Source organism: Eubacterium sp. SB2 (assembly GCF_001244405.1).
GTDB lineage: Bacteria > Bacillota > Clostridia > Lachnospirales > Lachnospiraceae > Faecalicatena > Faecalicatena contortus_B.
Map to the genome: position 1 here is coordinate 168958 of NZ_LN865151.1, position 17543 is coordinate 186500.

Below are 17543 nucleotides of genomic sequence, written 5' to 3' on the forward strand. Positions count from 1 at the left end.
ATAACCTACAAGGAAACGATTTGATTGTATATTTCAGATATACGAAGTATAATTGACAAAGGAGGGAATGGAATTGGAGTATTTAACATCAAATGAAATCGCAAAAAAATGGAATGTCAGCAGCAGAATGGTTGCTTACTATTGTAAAGCAGGAAAAATTGTGGGCGCAATTATGAGGGGGAAGACATGGCTGATCCCTGCTCACGCAGAAAAGCCGAGTGACCACCGCTATCGAAAAAATAGGATGATGGTTCAGGACAATCCAGAACTTCAAGGCGCCTTGCAGAGCATTAACAAGCTGGATTCAGATAACAGCACTGTTTACAGAGTAAAGGATTTATATCAAAATCTTGGCCTTACGAGGGAAACCCTGCGTTACTACGAAGAGATTGGATTGATTGCACCGGAACGGAATCAGAGCAGCCAATACCGGGAATTTACCTTTGAAGATGTTTCCCGCCTGATGTCCATTGACTTTTATAAGAAACGTGGGTTTTCGCCATTAGAAATCCGAGAGTTGACAGCAGCCGGGAAGCATAGCGATTTAGACGTGCTGGATAAAAAAATCAGCGATATAGAAGAAACGATTCGAGCCGGACAGCGGATTCTGGGGCGGCTGGCAGAGACAAAAGCGTTCTGTGAATATGCCGCACAGTCTAAAAAAGTATTCTCAGTGAAGGAACTTCCGCCCTATTGGGTTTTGGAAACCTTTGACGCGGTATCCTCTCTGAAAGAGTATCAGGAGCGGGTACTTGTATCGCTGGATTTACAGGAAGAAGATATTTTATCGAACCTGGTGCGTGTCGTTACCTTTGATTCAGCCGGATATAAAGGCACGAAGATGTGTCTGGTAAGTAAGGTCACTAATGAAAGAAAAGCGGCGGGAAGATTGACTTTGGAATACGGCAGGTGTCTGCATATGGTTTTTGACGCGGACAGCCATGACGATTCTCTGATGGAGAAAATGTTTTTTGAAAGCCATACATGGGCCGCTGATCATCAGGAGAGCTTCCGGGGCGTTGTCTATATTTTTGTCCGATTTGTGGAAATGGCTGAATTGGGGGAGCGCAATTTTTACGAGGTTTGGATTCCGCTGAAATAAATAAAAAGCCTATTGACTTGGGGGCTTCCACCACCTTTATACTATTTTCTGAAAGGTGGTGGTGCGGTGAAGATCAGAAGCTATGGCAGGGATTATACGCTTGTAGTTGTGGGCCAAATCGTCTCGTTATTTGGCAATGCAATTCTGCGATTTTCCCTGCCTTTATATCTGCTGCGGGAAACCCATCCCGGTCATTGGCGCAGGAATGGTTTCAATGGGGATTGCGATATATTCGAAAAAAGTACTCAAGAAATTAGGAGGAAACAGCGCTGAGACTAAGAAGAGGTGAACGGAATTGAATTTAAAAGGAAAGAAGGTTTTAAGGGTGACAGTGATTCTGTTGGGCACGCTTGTCGTATTCATTGTCCTGTTGTTCATATTGTTGTGGCTCAATAGTCCGGGCAGGATCGAGCCGCAGGCTCATACAAACGGAAAGCCCATAGAAGGCAGTATATCGGAGATCGTGCGGATGCCTATTGGCGGCGTGGAGCAGGGCATGATCATCCAGGGGATAAATCAAGATAACCCCATACTGCTGTTTTTGCACGGCGGGCCGGGAAACCCCGAATATGTCATGGCAAAAGAGGCGGGAGTAAAGCTGGAGGAAGCGTTCACAGTTTGTTATTGGGAGCAGAGAGGAAGCGGCATGTCATACTCCTCCTCGATTCCCAAGGGCAGCATCACGCTGGAGCAGATGGTGTCCGACACCATAGAGGTTACGAATTACCTGCGGGAGCGGTTTGGCAAAGAAAAAATATATATCATGGGTCACTCATGGGGGTCCTTCCTGGGAATCCATGCTGCATATGAACATCCTGAACTATATAAGGCTTACCTGGGAATCGGGCAGGTCGTCAATCAATTTGAATCTGAAAAATTGAGCTATGATGTTCTGCTTGCAGCCGCAGAGGAAAAAAATGACCAGCAGGCCATAGACAAGCTGAAAAAGTATACATTGACGGTCCCCTCCGATGTAACGACGGAGTATCTTATGCTCCGCTCAGATTTGCTGAGTAAATATGGATATGGTGTATACCACATTGCCAAATCCAAAATGGAACTGCTGATGCCTGTTATGAGCGCGAAGGAATATACGATAAAGGATAAATATGGCTATGCAATGGGGTCATTGCTCAGTCTGGAACAGCCAATGAATCAAGCGCAGTATACCACTGATTTGAACGAAACAGTTCCGGCCCTGGAGATTCCCGTGTATATCTTCCACGGGGCCTATGACAGGCAGGTATCCTTCGACTTGTCAAAGGCATATTTTGAACAGTTGCAAGCGCCGCATAAGGCGTTTTATAGTTTTGAAGAATCCGCCCACAGCCCATTTCTGGAAGAGCCGGAGAGCTTCATGGAGATTGTGAGACGGGAGGTGCTGAAAAACGAGGGTTGTGCGCTCTACGGCCTGGCGGCACCATCCGGTTCCATCATGTGGTGCTTGTAGAGAACTGATGGTTCAGCTTATGCCTGAAAACTATCGGGAGATTGAAATTTTCCTTGACTTTGAAACAGAAAAGGTTGTTACACTTATGGAACTTACTCCCGATTGGTGGATATGAACAATTTTGATTAAGGAGTACAATGGCCAGAAGGGTTTAATTGAACTTACAGTCACATCAAACATGACGCCTATATGTCGTGCTTGGTGTGCTATAATAAGCGCATTGAACAATGCAGCGGTATCTAAATTAGGCAAAGCTATGAAAATGGTTGTAAATTGCTTTCTTACTTCTGGTATGACTATGAAAGAAACTTCTGCAAAAAAGGACGTTTCTATAGAGGATTTAACAACGCTGCTGAACAGTTAACTTCCCAATATAACAGGAAGCTGAGAATTATAGAGAAGTTGACAAATCAGGATTGCAAAGGAGAATTAACAATGAAAAAAATCGGATTAGGGATTTCAATATTACTTTTCGCTATCGTAATCTTTCTTTCTTCATCAGGAATGGGATTGCTTACTATGGGGATTGGTATTGTAGGATTGATTTTTTCACTCATTGGATTTATGGAACATGAGTAATCAAATTCCAGTTTGGCGGAAAAAAACTGAAAATTGTTGGTATAAAGAAATAAAATACGTGGGCTGCGGTGTATGCACGACGCTGTGTCCAATGGGCAATTTGTCAGTTGAAAATCAAATGGCGGTACATCACAATCGATGCACCATGTGTTATCGCTGCATCAGTCATTGTCAGCATCAGGCGATTACGCTGTTAGGCGATACCTTGCATGAACAATGCAGAATTGAGAATAACCTGTAACGGGTAAATCAGGCGATTATATTTTGCGGCATTTTATGGAGAAACGCCGGTTAGATCGGAAAATAGTTGATAAAAGCAGGAGGATAATTATATGTCACGAATATCAAATATTGAAATTAAACAAGAGCCGGAGCATTACACGCTAACAATTCGTAAGACGATTAATTTTATGAAAGACTATTCAGATTTTGCAATGCAGGCGTTTGCGTTGACTGGCGATTACTTGAATGAAATGAATGTATATCCCATAAGCGGCCCCGTTGTCTGCTTCCATAATCAAGAGCTGGAAAGCCTTGATGTGGAAATGGGTTGGCAAATTGCTCAAAAAATTGAGAATAGAGATATTATGCTATGCAATATGATACCAACCCGAAAGGTCGTATCGGCAATTGATTTAGGCCCTTATGAGAAGCAAGACCCTACGCTGATGGATATATTTGAATGGGTAAAAGAAAATGGGTATGAACCGCAAGGCTCAATTTACTATTATTATTTGAATGATACTGAACGGCCAGAAGCAGAGTATCTCACTCAAATGTCAATGCCAATCAAACAGGCAGACGAAGAATATGGAAGCTGCGGTTGCGAGTTAGACCCAATGTATAAAAGAGCTTTAGAATTGATTTAACAGCACTTTCAATTCCGGTTTATAGAGAAGATGATCTGATTCAGCATTTGGCAGTCTTTCCTGTCTATCCTTTCATTTCGCATCCTTTTCCTAAAAACATCCCGCTTGACATACAAAACCCAATGCCGTAAGATTATTCTTGATGTATTGAAAAGTCTGCATTTCAGCGCATTGCAGAGAAAAAGCAGATTTGAGGCAAGCAAAACTAAAGAGAGGTTTGAGAGTGAAATGAAAAGAGAAAAGTTTGGTTCCAGGCTGGGATTTATCCTGATATCAGCAGGATGCGCCATCGGTCTGGGTAATGTCTGGCGGTTCCCCTTCATTACGGGGCAGTACGGAGGGGCTGCGTTTGTATTGATTTATCTGTTTTTCCTATTGGTTCTGGGGCTGCCGATTATGGTAATGGAGTTTGCCGTAGGGAGAGCAAGCCAGGTGAGCGCTGCCTTATCCTTTGACAGGCTGGAGCCTGAAGGGACAAAGTGGCACTGGTATAAGTACGGTGCAATGGCAGGCAACTATCTTCTGATGATGTTCTATACGACAATCGGAGGCTGGATGCTGCTGTATTTTATTAAAATGGCAGGCGGCAGATTCGAGGGTCTGAACGCAGAAGAGATTGCCGGTGAGTTCGGCGCGCTGACCGCCCGTCCGGTTCTTATGGCTGTCTGCATGATCATTGTAGTAGCACTTTGCTTTGGAATCTGCAGCAAGGGCCTGCAGAAAGGCGTGGAAAAAATCACGAAAGTGATGATGCTGATTCTGCTGGCGCTGATGATTATACTGGCAGTACGTTCCGCAACTCTTGAGGGTGCAGAAGAGGGTCTGCGTTTCTATCTGTCCCCTGACTTTTCAAAGGTAAAAGAAGCCGGGATTATGGATGTGGTATTCGCAGCCATGGGACAGGCGTTTTTTACCCTGAGCCTTGGTATTGGAGCGATCGCCATATTTGGAAGTTATATAGATAAGAAGAGAACCCTGACAGGAGAGGCTGTCTGCGTTACGGTTCTGGATACATGTGTGGCCCTGGTTGCAGGCCTGATTATCTTCCCTGCGTGTTTTGCATTTGGGGTAAAGCCGGACAGCGGGCCAAGCCTGATCTTCATTACCCTTCCCAACATTTTCAATTCCATGAGCGGAGGGCGGATCTGGGGAACTTTGTTTTTCCTCTGCATGTTTTTCGCAGCCGCCTCGACAATCATTGCAGTATTTGAAAATATCATATCCTTTGCCATGGATCTGACGGGATGCAGCCGTGGGAAAGCAGTGCTCACCAACTTGGGAGCGATTATCGTCCTCTCCCTACCATGTGTACTGGGCTTCAACATCTGGAGCGGCTTCGCCCCCATGGGTGCAGGCACAAACGTACTGGACTTTGAAGACTTCCTCGTAAGCAACAATCTCCTCCCTCTGGGCAGCCTGATCTACCTCCTGTTCTGCACCAGCCGCATCGGATGGGGATGGAAAAACTTCTGTAAAGAAGCCAACACAGGCGCCGGAATCAAATTTCCAAAATGGGCCAGAATCTATGTTTCCTATATCCTGCCCCTGGTGGTACTGTTCATATTCGTACAAGGATACTGGTCACTGTTCCATAAATAACGGAGATAAAATGAAGAAATTTTATAGCAATTTAAGATAAATGTAAAATATATGTGTTATGTAATAGCAAGTACTTTTAAAAAGCGAATAAAACATCCACCGGGGCATGCTCCATGTGATGGTCATAAAATTTCAGACCGTAGGAAATCCGACCAATGGATTCCTGCGGTCTTTTTTTGCGCCATAAAAAAGGTTTTGTTTTTCATCGCCAGTTTTTCTCATCTGCGCCATGTTAAATCGTATTCGTATAATTATCCAGTCAATTCGGAGGCATAACATACACAAAGCTTTGAACGGAGGCTTGTGCAGATTACAGAGGAAAGACATAGAAAAACACCCTGACAGGCAGGATGTTTTCTAAAGTCCGTGTTTGTTTCTTCGTTTGGCGGCTTCCTGGTATACCTGGTTATCGGCTCTTACGGATACAACGATGATGTTCATAATGCCATCGTGTTCTTCCAACGAGTAGACAACACGAATTCCGATTCCACGGAATTTAATTTTATAAAGACCGGACAGACTTATTCCGTCTTTATTTCCAAGTAGCTTTCCATAGCCTCCCTGGTGAATGGAGACGGGGTTTTCGCTCACCTTTTGGATTCCCTTGGCAACCTGCGGGTGGACAGAGTGGTTCAGCTTTTTCATGTCATCGATTGCTTCGGGAAGGAAGTTGATTTGATATCTCATTCGATTTCCACATCCTCCGCTTCATTCAGTTCGGCTTCGGAGATTCCGAGGTCCGCCATTGCCTCATGGGTCGCCTTCGGCGAGGGGGGCTATGCGCCGGTAGCGCATGTTAAGCACGGACCGAAACAGAGCGGAGACCAGATGCCCCGAGACCATCACTTCATTGGCTCTGATGCCGTGCAGCAAGGTGCACGGCACGGTCTGAACAGTAACATCTCTGTCACCCACCCCCCCCTCTACAAAAGTTGGGGTGGAAATGTCTGATAATTTGACGTATAATGTCAATATGGTATAAATAGTATGAAAATAGATGCGTAGAAACATCATCATACAGAAAATAAAACGGCTTCGGGTGGGCGTCCGGAGATATCGGAATAAAAGGGGAAGGAAGGGATTTCATGAATGTTAAATCGCTTCGAAAGAAGCTTGGCAGCCGTTATGGTTCCGCCGTCACGGTTCGGGTGGAGGATGGATGTATCGTCGTCTCCGGGCAGTTGAAGAGCTGGGATGATATCGTGGCGGCATGCTGTATGTGTGTGGACAAAAAGTCCGGCATGCATGTGGTAAATGATATCTGTCTGGAGGGAGCAGAAAGACCTCCTGTGCGGCTTCCGTCGTTTCGGGACCAGTCGCTGGAGGGGAGCCGTCCGGATGTCCTGATCATCGGGGGCGGTATTTCGGGAACGAGTATTGCAAGAGAACTGTCTAAATGGAAACTGGACATTCTGCTTGTAGACAAAGAGGCGGATCTGGCTGTGCAGGCGTCCGGCAGGAATGACGGGGAGGTCCATCCGGGAGTGGATTTGAATAAGGGCAGCCTAAAGCAGCATTATGTCCTGCTTGGCAATAAGATGTATGACAGGGTCTGCAGAGACTTAAGTGTTCCTTTCGAGCGCTGCGGGCAGTATGTCGGTTTCACAGACTGGTGGATGTATCCTGCCGTATGGGCCTATGCCTGGCAGAGAAAACACATATGTAAAGTGACGGATACCCGCATGATGAGCAGAAAAGAACTGGCAGACAGAGAGCCGAATCTGAATCCGGAATTTAAGTTTGCCATGTACAATTCCTCGGCTGGCTGTGTCTGCCCGTACGGACTCACGATCGCCTATGGGGAAAATGCGGTGGAGAACGGAGCCAGGATATCTTTGAACACGGCGGTGCTGGGAATGGAACTGACAGACGGAAAGATCGTTTCCGTGGAGACAAACAGGGGCAGGATTTATCCTGAAATCGTGGTCAACGCGGCAGGAGTGCTTGCCGAAGACATTGCTAAAATGGCGGGCGACAGGTTTTATTCGATTCACCCGAGGCGGGGAACGAACTCCATACTGGATAAGAAGGCAGGCTCTCTTGTAATGGGTATCTCATCCATAAAAACATGGAAGACGAACGCCTCTCACACAAAGGGAGGCGGAATCCTCCACACAGTACATGATAATCTGCTGGTCGGGCCCAATGCGGTAGAGACGCCGGAAAAAGAGAATTATGCCACAAGCAAAAACAGCATTGATGCCGTCTTTGCAAAACAGAAAATGACTGCGAAAGCACTGAGTGAACGTGATATTATTACCTATTTTACCGGCGTCAGGGCCGCGACCTTTGAGGAAGATTTTATTATTGAAAAGGGACATAAAACCCGGAACCTGATCCACTGTGCCGGCATACAGTCACCGGGGCTGACGACGGCGCCGGCAGTGGCGCTGGACGTCGAAAAGATGGTAGTGGAAGCACTGGAAAAGAAGAGGAAAGTAGAGCCCAATCCGGATTTTGATCCCGTGCGCAAGGCGCCTCCGGTTCTGAGCAGGCTTTCTGATGAAGAAAGGAACCACCTGATCCGGGAAAATCCTGATTATGGAGAGATCGTCTGCCGTTGTGAAGAAATCAGTAAAGGGGAAATACTGGATGCCCTGAAGTCTCCGATATGTGTACCTACGGTTGATGGGATTAAAAAAAGGGTCCGACCGGGGATGGGGAGATGCCAGGGAGGATTCTGCATGCCTCTTGTGACGAAGATCATCAGTGAATATCTGCGGGTTCCGGAAGAGCAGGTGAGAAAAGCAGGGGAGGGAACCGAAATCCTTCTGCGCGATACGAAGAAAATACAAAAGTCGGGGGAGGCGGCAGAGATATGAAAGCGTATGATGTCATAATAATCGGCGGCGGCCCCGCAGGTCTGGCGGCAGCCATATCGGCGGATAAGCAGGGGGCAAAAGTTCTGCTGCTAGAGAGAGAGGCAAGGCTGGGCGGTATTTTGAAGCAGTGCATCCATGATGGCTTTGGGCTGGTTCGCTTTGGAGAGAAGCTCTCCGGGCCGGAATATGTGGAACGTTTTCTAGGCGAATTCCGGGAAAGGAAAATAGAAGCAGAGCTTCTGACCTTTGTAACAAAGATGGAAAAGAAGGACAGAGTGTTTGCGCTGACAGCTGTAAACCGGCGGGGTGTGCAGCAGTACATGGCAAAAGCGCTGGTACTTGCCACGGGCTGCAGGGAGAGAACGGCAAAGCAGGTGCAGATTCACGGTACCCGCCCGGCTGGAATTATGACGGCTGGAACGGCCCAGCACTTTGTGAATCTGCAGGGGAAGATGCCGACAGAGCGCTGTGTGATTCTGGGCAGTGGTGATATCGGACTGATCATGGCAAGGCGGCTGACGCTGGAAGGCGCCCGGGTGCTGGGAGTCTACGAGGTGAAGCCGCAGCCCTCGGGACTTACGAGAAATATTGTGCAATGCCTGGAGGATTACGATATTCCTCTTCATTTGTCCCATACGGTCACAAGAGTATTCGGGGAGGGACGACTGACGGCAGTAGAGGTGGCGGAAGTGGATGAGCATATGAACCCAATAGAATCCACCAAAAAAAGAATAGCATGCGATGCATTAATTTTGTCTGTGGGTTTGATACCAGAGAATGAAATGGCGGAAAAACTGGGGATCAGGCTGGACAGCCGTACAAAGGGTCCTTTCTGCGATAATCATTTCATGACGGAGACTGCAGGCGCTTTCTCATGTGGGAACGCACTGCATGTCAATGATCTGGTGGACTATGTGTCTGAGAGCGGCGAACTGGCTGGAACTGCCGCCGCAAAATACGCATTTGAAGCACCCTGCGGCGGCAGCGGTACAGCCGAAAAGGCAGCGGAGCTGGAGCTGTCCGTGGATTCTTCCCTGCAGTACATTGTTCCACAGAAGCTGCGCATAGGTACAGGCGGTGAGAAGGTGGTTTTCTATTTCCGCAGCAGGGAGAGTGTTGCAGTTGGAAACTTTGTGTTCACCGTGAATGGAAAAGAGGTCTTTATCAAAAAGTACCGGAATCTGAAGCCGCCGGAGATGGAACGGCTGGAATTGGAGCTGAGCCTGTTCGGGGTAGCGCCGGGCAGCAGGATTGAAGCTGCAGTCCGAAAGGAGGCGGGAGCATGAAAGAGTTAACCTGTATTGTATGCCCGAACGGATGCCGCCTTGAAGCAGAGGAGAAAGACGGAAAATGGATTGTCCGGGGCAACCAGTGTAAAAGGGGAGAACACTTTGCCATAGAAGAAATGACGCATCCCATGCGCACAATCAGCACCACTGTGAGCACGGTTTTTCCGGAAGCGCCTGTGATCTCCGTGCGGGTTTCGGCGGAGATTCCGAAAGAACGGATTTTTGATGTGATGAGGGAAATTAATAAAGTGACGGTCCGGGACAGATTTGCAGCGGGCACTCCGGTCATTAGAAATGTGCTGGGACTTGGTGTGGACGTGATCGTGACGAGCGGTATTCTAAAAGAAGAGAACAGTATATGCCAGAAGGGAGAAGAGCAGCTATGAGCAAGCCGTACAAAGATTTTGAACCAAAATGGGTGAAAACACCTGCGCCAAAGGATAGTTACAGATCTATTTTCCGGTGGGGGGATCCGGAATATGTGAAGTATCCGAAGGAATCCCTTTATAAAATGATGAAACAGATATTTAATATGACGGATGAGGATTTCAGTTCTTATGACGGAGACATTGGGATGGATCCGGTGAAGCTGGACGTTCCGTGTGATCTGGCGCAGGAGCATATGGAAGCGTTGAAGAAAATTGTGGGACAGGAATTCGTTACCGCGGAGGATTACCCAAGGCTTGCAGTGGCATACGGGAAGACCGGTTATGATGCGGCCAGGCTGAGACAGCGCAAGATTGAAAATCTGCCCGATGTGGTTGTATATCCGGGCACCACGAAGCAGATCGAAGAGATCGTAGCATACTGCACAAAACACAGTATCCCTCTTTATGTGTACGGAGGAGGAAGCAGTGTGACCCGCGGCGTGGAACCGGTAAAGGGCGGAGTTTCCCTGGATATGCGAAAACGCTATAACAAGATCGTCTCTTTCAATGAGAAGGACCAGACAATCACCGTGCAGAGCGGCATGTCCGGACCGAAACTGGAAAGAGCGCTGAATCATGCCCAGAAACTCATGGGTGCAAAACGCGCCTATACCTGCGGCCATTTTCCGCAGTCCTTTGAGTACAGCAGCGTGGGCGGCTGGGTCGTTACCAGGGGGGCAGGGCAGAACAGTACCTATTATGGATGTATTACCGATATTGTGCTTTCCCAGAAATATGCGACGCCAATCGGAAATATGCAGACCAGTCATTATCCACGGGAGGCAACCGGCCCGAACCTGAATGAGATTATGATGGGAAGCGAGGGGACTTTCGGCGTACTGACAGAGGTGACGCTGAAAGTGTTCCGGTATATGCCAGAGAACAGAAAACGGTTTTCTTATATATTCAAAGACTGGAAGACCGCCCAGGAGGCGGCAAGGGAAATGATGCAGTGCGAGGCCGGATACTCCTCTGTATTCCGCCTGTCTGACCCGGAAGAAACGAATCTGATGCTCCGGCTCTATAATGTAGACGAAACGCCCCTGTGGAAACTGCTGGATACCCGCGGATATGCGGACATGGAGCGCTGCCTGTTCCTGGGATTTACGGATGGGGAGAAGGGATTTTCCGAAAATGTGGCTAAAAATATCCGCAGAATCGCAAAGGAGTACGGCGGAATGAGCCTGACTTCTTTCGTGACAAAGAGCTGGGAAAAGGGCAGGTTTACAGATCCGTATCTCAGAGATACGCTGCTGGACTTTGGCATTATGACAGACACGCTGGAGTGCTCCGTGAACTGGTCCAATATGGGCAGGGTGCATGAAGAGGTGCGCAAGGTCTGCCATGCCCTGCCTAATACGATTGTAACAACGCATATGTCCCACTGTTATCCGCAGGGGGCCAATCTGTATTTTATTTTCATCACACGAATGGACGATGCAGAGGCATTTAAGGCATATCATGCAACTATTCTGGATGCAATTCAGAAGTCCGGGGCAGCCATGAGCCATCATCATGGCATCGGAAAGATGTTCGCACCGTGGCTGGAAGGCCAGATTGGACGCAATGAGTATGGCGTCATCCGCGCCCTGAAGAATTATTTTGACCCCGGATATAACATGAATCCGGGCGGGACGCTGGGGCTGGATCTGCCGGAAGAGGAAAAGCGCTTTTTGAGAGAGGATATTCATTAGGACATCCGGGACTGGTGAAATAAGCGTATCCTTATGGAGGGAAGACCATGGGAGTAAAAGAAGAAAGGATCGTACTGACCTTTGATGTGGGAACCCAGAGTTCCCGCGCTCTGTTGATCAACAACCGGGGGGAGATACTGGGAAAGGGACAGATCAGGCATGATCCGCCCTACATTTCCAGAGAACCTGACTGGGCCGAGCAGGATGCGGACTTTTATTACCGCAGTATCTGTGAAGCTGCGCAGAAATTAAAGGCTGAAACCAGCCTGTGGGATCGGATTGAAGCCGTTTCTGTGACGACGATCCGCGACACGGTTATTTGTGTGGATAAAGTGGGAAAGCCCCTGCGCCCTGCAATCGTCTGGCTGGACAAAAGAAAAGCGGAAGGCGGCCCCAAGTTTTCACAGGTCACACGGATGATGCTTAAGGCCGTAGGGATGGAAGAGACTGCAAAAGTCCAGTACCAGAAAGCACACTGCAACTGGATCATGCAGAAAGAGGCGGATATCTGGGCCAGGACAGAGAAATATCTTCTGCTCAGCGGTTATCTGACATTTCTCCTGACGGGCAATATGACGGATGCAGCAGCCTGCCTGGTGGGGCGCCTACCGATAGACAGCCAGTGCAGGAACTGGCAGCGGAAAGGGGCTCTGACCCGCCCGGTATTCGATGTGGAACCGGATAAGCTTTGCGAGGTCAGGGAATCCGGGGATCTATTGGGGAATATTACGAGGAAGGCGGCGGAGGATACCGGCCTCAGGGAAGGACTTCCGGTGCTGGCATCCGGCTCAGACAAAGCCTGTGAAATACTGGGCCTGGGCTGCATTTCCAAGGAGAAAGCCGCCATTGGGTTCGGCACCACAGCCACAATCACATTCAACATCAGCCGCTACCTCGAACCGGAGCGTTTTATTCCGCCTTATCCGTCCGTAATCCCTGGCTGGTACAACCCGGAAATCGAGATTTACAGGGGATACTGGCTGATATCCTGGTTCAAAAAAGAATTTGCCGAAAAAGAGGTAAAACAGGCGGAGCTGCTGGGCGTAACTGCAGAACAGCTGCTGAACAAGCGTCTGAAAGAGGTTCCGGCAGGCTGCGGCGGCCTCCTCTTCCAGCCCTACTTCACACCAAACGTGACGATGCCGGTAGCCAGAGGAGCCATCATAGGATTCTCCGACCAGCACACAAGGATTCATCTGTACCGCGCAATCATAGAAGGCATCAACTTCGCCCTGATGGACGGCATGCGCTTACTGGAAAAACGTTCCGGCCACACATTCAAAGAGATCAGGCTGGGAGGCGGAGGATCCCAAAGCGATGAAATCTGCCAGATCACGGCCGACATGTTCGGCATACCGGTCAAACGAATGCAGAGCCATGAGGCCACTGGAATAGGGAGTGCTATGGCGGCATTCGTAGGCATGGGAGAGTTTATAAATTACGAGGAAGCGCAGGAGTCTATGGTGCACCTGAAAGATGTATTTGAACCGGATATGAATCAACACCGAATATATCACGATCTTTATCATGATGTGTATCAAAATATATACGGGAAGCTGGTGCCGCTATACGAAAAGCTGCATGAAATATATCACAAGAAAATCGGGAGTTAGTGACGCGCTTTAGTCGCGGCACGGATGGGGGCGCTCCATGAAGGGATAGCCGAAAGCCTCCCGGAGAACATCCATGTCCTTTCAAAAATGCGGCCGCGGACCTAAGAAATTCTAGGCGGGAAACAGCCCTGAAAATGGAGCACCACTGACACATCACGAGAAATCCGATGATTTCTCGCGCTGGGTCAGCTGATTTTTGGATTCGGAATCCAAAAATCTCTCCATTTTCAGGGCTGTTTCCCACCAAGAATTTCTAAGGCCCGCTTAGAGCGTTTTTGAAAGGACATGGATGTTCTCCGGGAGGCTTTCGGCTATCCCTTCATGGAGCTGGCGCATCCAACCGGCAGGAAAAAGCTCGTTTCTAAGGAGGGGCCTCAAACGGGGGCAGCGTATGGATATAGAATTGGCGGGACTTTTATGTCCCCATTAGGTGTACATAAGCAAGGGGATACGGTTCCAGTATCAAAATAATTCAATACGCATCTTGAAGATGAAAAGACACGCATACCCAATCCACATCCGCTGCCCTGGTCCGGGATCCCACCCGGTTGGCGAGTTTTTCTGCCGATTGGATGAGCCAGCTTCATGACAGGGAGGCCGGGGAGGTGCCGGGGCTGTATATGCCGTTGCGATATGCTGGAGTGCGCTTAGTGATTCTTGAACAGCCGCTGCCGGATAGGCGGGGAACAACTTGATCTCCAAATCAAGTTGTTGCTGAACCCAGCGCGGGAAATCATCAGATTTCCCGTGATGTGTTCAGCGTACCCGCCTATCCGGCAGCGGCTGTTCTAGAAACACTTAGCAGCACGGGTGCATATCGCAACGGCATATACAGCCCCGGCACCTCCCCGGCCTCCCTGTCATGAAGCGTCCCCATCCGTCGACAAGTCTAAAGCTAGCCGACTAAATCCCGATTTATTGGTCCGGTAAGTTTTTCAGATGTGCAAGTTCCCTATACACAGTAGGTATGCTGCATCCCAGAATGCGTGCAATCCGCGGAACCGATCCTTTGACCAGGAAGACCTTTTTTTCCTGGAGTTTAGAAAGGATTGCTATCCTGTCATTTCTTGAAAACTCTGTAGGGACGTCCTCATGGTACAGGCCGTGCAGTGTCTGGGCAATCGCATTAGAGACACTGTCCTGAAAGGTTTCACTGTCTGAATTATCGCTGTTGGCAACCTTTGCTTTTCCTGTCTCAAGACCACCAAGCATTAGCGCGATGTTGCTGAGCAGCTGGTAGTCTGTTGTATCCATGTTGATACAGAGCATTCCCAGAAGGGTATCACCGGATTTTATAAAATATGTGGAAGAGCGGAGAAGCTTGTTATTTTCTGTATGACCTGAATAGCTTGCTATGTAATCCCGGTTCCTCCATTCTCCGCTGCTGACCATTTTTTTGGCAAAGTCTGTCATAGGGGCGCCTACGCTGCGTCCGCTGATATGGTTGTTTGTAATGGCGACAATACTTTCTGTTCTGCAATCCAGAACTGCCACCTCAAAGCTCTTTCCAAGAGCCTCCCCCAAAAAAGGAACAAGATTCATGTAATAATTCATAAGATCATCCATATGCATCACCTTAATAAAATTTGTCTTTTAACTATCTTACTGAAAACCATATATAGTTGATTGGTATATTCATTTACCAACATATGGTAAATTCAGCCTATCATGAATTTGACGCAAGGTCAAGGCATCTCATAATCCCAAAATGTCAAATGTTAGTGTAACGTTACTCTATACCGGCCGTGAATCAGGAAACTGGCGGAAATAGTTCTGTGCAAACGTGATAAATGCCCGGCTGATCGGAGAGATGGAATTGAGATCATTGTATATAATCCGTATTTCCCTGAAAGGCTCTTCGATCAGCGGCTTTGCAGTAAAAGGAAGGTTCAGGTATTTTTTAAAGGACATCTCCGGGAGAATGCTGACGCCAAGGTTCTGGGCGATCATGGAGACAGTCAGGTTGTCATCGGAAACGGAGTAGACGACGTTAAGTTTTAACTGATATTTGCGGATCAGCTGCCCAACCTGATGGTTTGGTCCTTCACCCGGCATGATGAATACCTCCGATTCCAGATCGTGCAGGGATAGCGCCTCCTTTTCGGTGAGGGGATGGCCGCAGGGAAGGATTGCCTGCAGGCTCTCACGGAACAGAGGAATCGTCTTAAAAGGAAGCTCTGCAGATACGGACGAAAATCCAAAATCCACCCTGCCGCCGGCAAGCATTTCTTCGACTTCTTCATAATTGCCGTCAATGATTACAATATGAATTTTTGGATACTGCAGATTAAACTGGCGCAGAAGGTCCGGGAAGCATTGGATTGCCAGGCTCGGGATTGTGGCAATGCATAGTGTGCCTGATTCAAATTCGTGGTAAGAAGTAAGGGTAAAGTCCAGCGTGTTCTGTGCGTCTACTATATTGCGTATGTGAGGGAGCACATCAATCCCTGCCCGTGTGAGGCTGATGTCATTATTTTCACGGTTTAAAAGTTTAAATCCAAAGGATTTTTCAAGGGTAGAGATGGAATGGCTGACCGCGGACTGCGTATAGCCGAGTTCATTGGCAGCTTTTGAAAAACTGCGGTGCTCCAGGACCTTGAGAAAAATTTCGTATTTTACAGTATCCATAAATTCCTCCTAAATTGTGCAATATAACGGCAACTTTTATAAGCCACTTACAAATGGCTAAAGAGCCATATAAGTTTACTGGATATATATGTTTATGAACATGCATGCGATTTCATTTCTGATAACCCCGCGGAAGGTGATCTGGTGTTTCGTGCACTATGAACAAAATGATAATATTTTTTTATTAAAATTTACCCTATGAAAAAAAGTGAACAGCAGAATGAAAATTACTTGTTGGATTTTTAACGATTTTATTGGTACGATAATTTTATAAAAATTGATTGATTATTTCGACGAAATCAAATAAAAACAAATGAAATTCTTGAATTATTGAGTAATTATAAAGCAAAAGTTTTGAAATTACAACTACTTTTTTGAGGATGCAATGAAAAGTGAACAGCAGAGCAGAAGAACAAAGTGATAATTAATTATTAAAAAACGTGCGAGGGAGAGAAGATTATGGAAGCGTTGACAGGCAGGATTTTTAATATTCAAAAATGTTGTAACAGGGATGGGCGCGGGATGCGTACCACGGTCTTTTTTAAGGGCTGCGGGCTCCGCTGTCTCTGGTGTGCGAATCCGGAAGGCATCTCCTTTAAGCCGGAAATCACACTGAATCCTGTCAATTGTATGGGATGTGGTTTCTGCCTGAAGAAATGCCCCAATGGCGCCGTCTTTCTGGACGAAGAGGGTGCGATGCAGTACGACCGGGCAAAGTGTACTGCCTGCGGACTTTGTGTACAGCTGTGTCCCACCGAGGCGAGAAAGCAGTTTGGGCAAGATTACACGGTAGATGAATTGTTCAGGCGCATTTATCAGGATCGCTTTTATTTCGAGCATTCCGGAGGCGGAGTAACATTTTCCGGAGGAGAGACCTTGATGCAGCCCCGGTTCCTGTATGCGATTGCAAAGAAATGCAGGGAATATCACATCAATGTTGCGATAGAGACCTGCGGATGCGGGGACTATGAAGCTTTTGCCCCCTGTCTGGACTACATAGATTTTATTTATTTTGACATCAAGCATATGGACAGCGGGATGCACCAGAAGATTACAGGCAGGCCAAACGAAGAAATTCTGGAGAACTTAAAAAAAATCTGCGCCCATGGCAATGAAATCTGTGTGCGCACCCCGGTTGTTCCAGGGTGGAATGATTCGGATGAAAATATCCGGACCACGGCACAGTTTATCAGTACTCTGACTGCCGTACGGCGGTACGAACTGCTTGCATACCACAGGCTTGGCATTAACAAATATAAAATACTGGACATCGAATATCCGCTGCCGGATATCGAGGAGCCGGATACCGGCCATATGCTTCATCTGGTGGAAGCGGCTAATGAAATACTGATTCCTGCAGGAAAGAAATGTTTTTATAACATTGACAACAGTGCAGATGAGTAAGGCGGGCCAGGCACATCACTATGCTGATAGATCGGGAACGGCATCAGAATAAAGCCTGTGAGCGAT

At 47.7% G+C, this 17543-nt stretch carries 15 protein-coding genes; 12 read left to right on the forward strand and 3 right to left on the reverse strand.

The features are described 5' to 3' along the window. Positions 1–67 precede the first annotated feature (67 nt). From BN1938_RS05615 to BN1938_RS05630, 6 genes are all read left to right on the forward strand, one after another. Positions 68–1102, forward strand: a complete 1035-nt coding sequence (locus BN1938_RS05615) for a MerR family transcriptional regulator (RefSeq protein ID WP_242843812.1) — start codon at positions 68–70, stop codon at positions 1100–1102. A 295-nt stretch (positions 1103–1397) separates the two neighbouring features. Then, on the forward strand, positions 1398–2552 hold the full coding sequence (locus BN1938_RS05620) for an alpha/beta fold hydrolase (RefSeq protein WP_050639658.1): 1155 nt from the start codon (positions 1398–1400) through the stop codon (positions 2550–2552). Between the two features lie 435 nt (positions 2553–2987). Beyond that, a complete protein-coding gene (locus tag BN1938_RS23660) occupies positions 2988–3131 on the forward strand; it encodes a hypothetical protein (protein ID WP_187376289.1) in 144 nt (47 codons plus the stop codon). 118 nt (positions 3132–3249) lie between these two features. Next, positions 3250–3372: a 4Fe-4S binding protein gene (locus BN1938_RS23865; RefSeq protein ID WP_255350409.1), complete on the forward strand. Its 123-nt coding sequence runs from the start codon at positions 3250–3252 to the stop codon at positions 3370–3372. A 91-nt stretch (positions 3373–3463) separates the two neighbouring features. Continuing rightward, positions 3464–4000: a GyrI-like domain-containing protein gene (locus BN1938_RS23005; protein WP_070102452.1), complete on the forward strand. Its 537-nt coding sequence runs from the start codon at positions 3464–3466 to the stop codon at positions 3998–4000. Positions 4001–4228: 228 nt separating this feature from the next. Continuing rightward, entirely contained in the window at positions 4229–5599 is a 1371-nt protein-coding gene (locus BN1938_RS05630) for a sodium-dependent transporter (protein ID WP_050639659.1), read from the forward strand. A 357-nt stretch (positions 5600–5956) separates the two neighbouring features. Here BN1938_RS05630 and BN1938_RS05635 read toward each other — a convergent pair whose 3' ends face one another. Further along, positions 5957–6286: a type II toxin-antitoxin system RelE family toxin gene (locus BN1938_RS05635; RefSeq protein ID WP_050639660.1), complete on the reverse strand. Its 330-nt coding sequence runs from the start codon at positions 6284–6286 to the stop codon at positions 5957–5959. A gap of 398 nt (positions 6287–6684) precedes the next feature. On the opposite strand from BN1938_RS05635, the gene BN1938_RS05645 reads away from it, so the two are divergent. The 5 genes from BN1938_RS05645 to BN1938_RS05665 are packed head-to-tail and all read left to right on the forward strand — an operon-like array spanning position 6685 to position 13445. Next, the gene (locus BN1938_RS05645) at positions 6685–8421 is read left to right on the forward strand and encodes an NAD(P)/FAD-dependent oxidoreductase (RefSeq protein ID WP_050639662.1); all 1737 of its coding nucleotides are present in this window, start codon (positions 6685–6687) and stop codon (positions 8419–8421) included. Beyond that, a complete protein-coding gene (locus tag BN1938_RS05650) occupies positions 8418–9707 on the forward strand; it encodes an NAD(P)/FAD-dependent oxidoreductase (protein ID WP_050639663.1) in 1290 nt (429 codons plus the stop codon). Before BN1938_RS05645 ends, BN1938_RS05650 begins: the two co-directional genes overlap by 4 nt. Beyond that, positions 9704–10096 (forward strand): DUF1667 domain-containing protein, encoded by a 393-nt coding sequence (locus BN1938_RS05655; protein WP_050639664.1) that lies wholly within the window; start codon positions 9704–9706, stop codon positions 10094–10096. Before BN1938_RS05650 ends, BN1938_RS05655 begins: the two co-directional genes overlap by 4 nt. Beyond that, positions 10093–11832 carry an FAD-binding oxidoreductase gene (locus tag BN1938_RS05660; protein WP_050639665.1) on the forward strand — a complete coding sequence of 580 codons (1740 nt, stop codon included), beginning with the start codon at positions 10093–10095 and terminating at the stop codon, positions 11830–11832. Before BN1938_RS05655 ends, BN1938_RS05660 begins: the two co-directional genes overlap by 4 nt. 47 nt (positions 11833–11879) lie before the next feature. Further along, the gene (locus BN1938_RS05665; protein ID WP_050639666.1) at positions 11880–13445 is read left to right on the forward strand and encodes an FGGY-family carbohydrate kinase; all 1566 of its coding nucleotides are present in this window, start codon (positions 11880–11882) and stop codon (positions 13443–13445) included. A 915-nt stretch (positions 13446–14360) separates the two neighbouring features. Here BN1938_RS05665 and BN1938_RS05670 read toward each other — a convergent pair. Together BN1938_RS05670 and BN1938_RS05675 are read right to left on the reverse strand one after the other, a co-directional pair. Continuing rightward, complete coding sequence (locus BN1938_RS05670) at positions 14361–15011, reverse strand: helix-turn-helix transcriptional regulator (protein WP_050639667.1); 651 nt, start codon at positions 15009–15011, stop codon at positions 14361–14363. Positions 15012–15179: 168 nt separating this feature from the next. After that, the gene (locus BN1938_RS05675) at positions 15180–16073 is read right to left on the reverse strand and encodes a LysR family transcriptional regulator (protein ID WP_050639668.1); all 894 of its coding nucleotides are present in this window, start codon (positions 16071–16073) and stop codon (positions 15180–15182) included. A 459-nt stretch (positions 16074–16532) separates the two neighbouring features. On the opposite strand from BN1938_RS05675, the gene BN1938_RS05680 reads away from it, so the two are divergent. Beyond that, positions 16533–17477, forward strand: coding sequence for a glycyl-radical enzyme activating protein (locus BN1938_RS05680; RefSeq protein WP_050639669.1), 945 nt, complete (start codon positions 16533–16535; stop codon positions 17475–17477). The last annotated feature ends 66 nt before the right edge of the window (positions 17478–17543 follow it).